The 3871-nt window shown below is 69.0% G+C and carries 2 protein-coding genes; both read right to left on the reverse strand.

The genetic code is table 11. From position 1 onward, the window contains the following. A partial coding sequence (carB, locus tag B4L26_RS06635) for a carbamoyl-phosphate synthase large subunit (protein WP_290717296.1) occupies positions 1-2859 on the reverse strand: 2859 nt, incomplete at its 3' end. Continuing rightward, the coding region (gene carA / locus B4L26_RS06640; RefSeq protein WP_290717298.1) for a glutamine-hydrolyzing carbamoyl-phosphate synthase small subunit at positions 2859-3871 on the reverse strand (1013 nt) is incomplete at its 5' end. The genes carA and carB, both read right to left, overlap by 1 nt.

Raw genomic sequence — 3871 nt, forward strand, 5'->3', positions numbered from 1 at the left:
GCCCATGACCTCGCCCGTCGACTTCATCTCCGGGCTCAGCAGCGAATCGACACCGGTGCCGTCGGCGCGCCGGAACCGGTGGAACGGCAGCACCGCCTCCTTGACTGCGATGGGCGCGTTGATCGGCGCGTTACCGCCGTCGCCGGTGGCCGGGAGTACCTGCGCGGCGCGCAGCTCGGCGATGGACTCGCCCAGCATGACCCGCGCGCACGCCTTGGCCAGCGGGACCGCGGTCGCCTTCGAGACGAACGGCACCGTGCGGCTGGCGCGCGGGTTGGCCTCCAGTACATAGAGGATGTCGTCCTTGAGCGCGTACTGGACGTTGATCAGGCCGCGCACGCCGATGCCGTGCGCAAGCGCCTCGGTGGCCTTGCGCACCGCCTCGAGGTCGGACCGGCCCAGGGTGACCGGCGGGAGGGCGCACGCTGAGTCGCCGGAGTGGATCCCGGCCTCCTCGATGTGCTCCATGATCCCGCCGAGGTAGACCTCGGTACCGTCGCACAGGGCGTCGACGTCGATCTCCACCGCGTCCTCGAGGAAGCGGTCCACCAGCACCGGATGGTCGGGGGTGAGCTCGGTGGCGCGGGAGATGTAGTCGCGTAGCGACGCCTCGTCGTAAACGATCTCCATGCCGCGCCCGCCCAGCACGTACGACGGCCGGACCAGCACCGGGTAGCCGATGCGGTCGGCGACCTCTTTGGCCTGGTCGAGCGTCGTCGCCGTGCCGAATGCCGGGGCGGGCAGACCCGCCTCGGTCAGCACCCGGCCGAATTCGCCGCGGTCCTCGGCCAGGTCGATCGCGTCGGGCCCGGTGCCGACGATGGGCACGCCGGCGTCGGCCAGTCGGTGCGCCAGGCCGAGCGGCGTCTGGCCGCCGAGCTGGACGATGACACCGGCGACGGTGCCCGACTGCGATTCGGCGCGGTAGACCTCCAGGACGTCCTCGAAGGTCAACGGTTCGAAGTACAGGCGGTCGGCCGTGTCGTAGTCGGTGGACACCGTCTCCGGATTGCAGTTGACCATGACCGTCTCGTATCCGGCCAGCGAGAGCGTCATCGCGGCGTGCACGCACGAATAGTCGAACTCGATGCCCTGACCGATTCGGTTGGGCCCCGACCCGAGGATGAGAACCTTGGGACGGTCGGGTTGCGGCGCCACCTCGCTGGTGGCGGCAGGGTCCATCTCGTAGGTCGAGTAGTGGTACGGCGTGCGTGCTTCGAACTCGGCGGCACAGGTGTCGACAGTCTTGTACACGGGGTGCACGTCGAGTCGTTCGCGCAGCGCGGCAACGGTTACCTCGGTGCCCAGTGAGTCGTCGCCGCCAGCGGCCCGCAGCACCGCGATCTGCCGGTCGGACAAGCCGGTCGACTTCGCCAGGCGCAGCAGGTGCTCGTCAAGTTCGTCGGCGTCGCGGACTTGCGCCCCGACCTCACCGATCCAGGCGATCTCGGCGAGGAACCACGGGTCGATGGCGGTGGCCTCGTACAGGTCCTCGATGCTCGCACCGGCCTCCATTGCCAGCATGACGTCGTAGAAGCGGCCGTCCTTGGGGGTGCGCACCTTCTCCAGCAGGGCCGGCAGGTCCACCTGCGCGGGATCGGGCCGGTCGGGTTCGGTCCAGAACCCGGCAGCCTTGGTCTCCAGCGACCGCAGCACCTTGCCGAACGCCTCGGCGAAGCTGCGGCCCAGGCTCATCGCCTCGCCGACCGACTTCATCGTCGTGGTCAGTGTGTCGTCGGCACCAGGGAACTTCTCGAAGGCAAAGCGCGGCGCCTTGACCACGACGTAGTCCAGCGTCGGCTCGAAGCAGGCCGGCGTCTCCTTGGTGATGTCGTTGACGATCTCGTCGAGGCTGTAGCCGATGGCCAGCTTCGCGGCGATCTTGGCAATCGGGAACCCGGTGGCCTTCGATGCCAGGGCCGAGGACCGCGACACCCGCGGGTTCATCTCGATGACGACCAGGCGCCCGTCGCGCGGATCTTGGGCGAACTGGATGTTGCAGCCGCCGGTATCGACGCCGACCTCCCGCAGGATCGCGATCGACAGGTCGCGCATCCGCTGGTATTCGCGGTCGGTCAGCGTCATGGCCGGCGCGACGGTGACCGAGTCGCCGGTGTGCACGCCGACCGGGTCCACGTTCTCGATGGAGCAGACCACGACGACGTTGTCGCGGTGGTCGCGCATCAGCTCGAGTTCGTACTCCTTCCACCCGAGGATCGACTCCTCGATGAGCACGTTGGCCGTCGGCGAGGCCGCCAGGCCCCCACCGGCGATCCGTTCCAGGTCGGCCTCGTCGTAGGCCATGCCGGAGCCGAGGCCGCCCATGGTGAACGACGGCCGCACGACGACCGGATAGCCGAGTTCGGCGACGGTCTCGCGGACCTCGTCCATGGTGTGGCACACGCGTGAACGCGCACTCTCACCGCCGACCGAGGCGACGATGTCCTTGAACATCTGTCGGTCCTCACCGCGCTGGATGGCGTCGAAATCGGCGCCGATCAACTCGATGTCGTATTTCTCCAGTGAACCCCGGTCGTGCAGCGCGACAGCGGTGTTGAGGGCGGTCTGGCCGCCCAGCGTTGCCAGCACCGCGTCGATCGGGTGCCCGGCGTCACGCTCAGCCTCGATGACCTTCTCGACGAACTCGGCGGTGATCGGCTCGACGTAGGTCGCGTCGGCGAACTCCGGGTCCGTCATGATGGTCGCCGGATTCGAGTTGATCAGCGAGACGCGCAGACCCTCGGCTTTCAGGACGCGGCACGCCTGGGTGCCCGAGTAGTCGAACTCGCAGGCCTGACCGATGACGATCGGGCCGGACCCGATGACGAGGACGTGGTTGAGGTCTGTGCGGCGTGGCATCAGTGCTTCTCCATCGCGGTGGCGAACTTGTCGAAGAGGTAGGCGGCATCGTGTGGGCCGGCCGCGGCCTCCGGGTGGTATTGGACCGAGAACGCCCGGCCGTCGAGGAGCTCCACACCTTCGACGACACCGTCGTTGGCGCAGACGTGGCTGACGCGGGCGTGGCCGAAGTCCGTGTCGAACTCCTCGCCGGCCTCGCCTTCCAGCGCGAACCCATGGTTCTGACTCGTGATGGCTGCGCGACCGGTCGCGACATCGATGACCGGGATGTTGATGCCTCGGTGCCCGAAGCGCATCTTGTAGGTCTCGCGACCCAGGGCCCGGCCCAGGATCTGGTTGCCGAAGCAGATGCCGAACAGCGGATAGCCGACCTCGAGCACCTCGCGAGTCAGGCCGACGGCGGCGTCGGCGGTGGCCGGGTCGCCCGGCCCGTTGGACAGGAATACCCCGTCGGGTGCGAGGTCGGTGATCGCGTCGAGGCCCGATGCCACCGGCAGCACGTGTACCTCGATCCCCCGCTGCGCCAGCATCCGCGGCGTGTTCGCCTTGATACCGAGGTCCAGCGCGGCGACACGGAAGCGTACCGGGCCGACGGCGGGGACGACGTAGGCCGCCGCCGTACTGACCTGTGCCGACAGGTTCGCCCCGGCCATCGGCGGAGCCGCGGTGACGCGGGCCAGCAACTCGTCGTCGGCGGCGAGCGCCGCGCCGGAGAACACGCCCGCGCGCATCGAGCCGTGCTCGCGCAGGACTCGGGTGATCGCGCGCGTGTCGATGCCGGCGATGCCGACGACGCCCTGCTGTACGAGCTGATCGTCGAGGCTGCCGGTGGCGCGCCAGTTCGAGACGCGTCGAGTGGGGTTGCGCACCGCGAACCCGGCGACCCAGATCCGGCCGGGGTCGGGCGCGTCACCGCCCTGCAGGCGGCTTTCGCCGTCCTCGTCGTTCCACCCGGTGTTCCCGATCTGCGGCGCGGTCGCAACCAGGATTTGGCGGTGGTAGCTGGGGTCGG

Origin of the sequence: Gordonia sp. UBA7599 (assembly GCA_002477755.1) — a bacterium.
Taxonomy (GTDB): Bacteria; Actinomycetota; Actinomycetes; order Mycobacteriales; family Mycobacteriaceae; genus Gordonia.